The following is a 1,017-nucleotide window of genomic DNA, read 5'->3' as shown; positions in this document are numbered from 1 at the left end:
AGCGGACCTCAGCGCCTCCATAAACTTGGATGCAACGATGAATGTGACGAATCAGGGGTGTCGTTGATGGCGAGCTTGGTTAGGTCATTCTTTACGTCGAAATGGGTGAGATGGGCATCCCATTCCCTCGCGGGACATATAGTCGCCTTTGGGCTCGTGGGGGGACTTAGTTTGTTTATAGCTCTGGGGCTGCAACTCAAGCTTTCGGACGAGCTCGACTTATCTAACCTCGCCCTGTTAGCACTCTTCTGTTTCGGCGGAAGTATGGTTTCCGGGGCGCTATTTTGGCTTACCGTCACTGGCCCGTTGATCGCTCGACGACGAGGTTCCTGACGGGTGGGGAGTTCTGCTTCTTTGTAAGGTCCGTATACGACCCAAAGCAGACATTGAGTTGAAGGGGACCAAAGGCCCTAAGGAGGCTTCATGACGGTGGAGATTTCGGTCGACCAGCTTCCGAGTCCGGAAGACAGTGCTGCTGTGTTTACATTTGCGATGACATTCAACGGCTACTCGGAGTTGGGGTCGCTTGAAGCAGCCGCGGCGGCAGCAAGAGAAAAGAGGCGAACATCGCTATTGGATATTCGTAACGAACTTTTCTTCTCTGCCCGCGCATCGAGGCATCGGCAAGACGATGAGTACATCGCTCGTTACCGAGAGTTGCTTCCTTATTTTCACCGGCTTCTGGCAACGGATCAAAGCACCTAAGGGGTCCGCTTTCGACCCATAGCGGGCCTAGAAAAAGAGGGCTATTGGAGTTGCGTGAATGAGTGAACAGGGAATCCTCATCTTCTTCTTTGTCGTGCTCTTTGTGGGCACGCTTCACAGTCTCAAGTCAGGCAACGTGGTGTTTCTGGTGCAGACCTATAAGAAGTCGGAAGACCCCGGCTTCTATTGGGCGGGCATTGCCGTGGCGGTTGCGAGTGCTGCGGCGCTACTCGCTGTGCTGATTTTTGGCTAGGTTCGCCTGCAACGTGCCTGGAGACTGTTACTAACAGGGAAACGTCCGCTTCCGACCCA

At 53.9% G+C, this 1,017-nt stretch carries 2 protein-coding genes; both read left to right on the top strand.

The window, feature by feature from the left end; translation table 11 throughout:
• The first annotated feature begins 423 nt into the window (after positions 1-423).
• Entirely contained in the window at positions 424-705 is a 282-nt protein-coding gene (locus DVU99_RS19615) for a hypothetical protein (RefSeq protein WP_198670407.1), read from the top strand.
• 58 nt (positions 706-763) lie between these two features.
• Complete coding sequence (locus DVU99_RS19610; RefSeq protein ID WP_114241910.1) at positions 764-958, top strand: hypothetical protein; 195 nt, start codon at positions 764-766, stop codon at positions 956-958.
• Positions 959-1,017: the final 59 nt, after the last annotated feature.

The organism is Dyella sp. C9, assembly GCF_003332825.1.
Lineage (GTDB): Bacteria > Pseudomonadota > Gammaproteobacteria > Xanthomonadales > Rhodanobacteraceae > Dyella.
The sequence above is the reverse complement of the archived record's forward strand: the minus strand, read 5'-3'. Positions and strand labels throughout refer to the sequence as shown.

What these genes read in the sequence shown, in the direction of transcription:
- DVU99_RS19610 (WP_114241910.1), top strand. Translation starts at nt 764, where the DNA reads ATGAGTGAACAGGGAATCCTCATCTTCTTCTTTGTCGTGCTCTTTGTG.
- DVU99_RS19615 (WP_198670407.1), top strand. Translation starts at nt 424, where the DNA reads ATGACGGTGGAGATTTCGGTCGACCAGCTTCCGAGTCCGGAAGACAGT.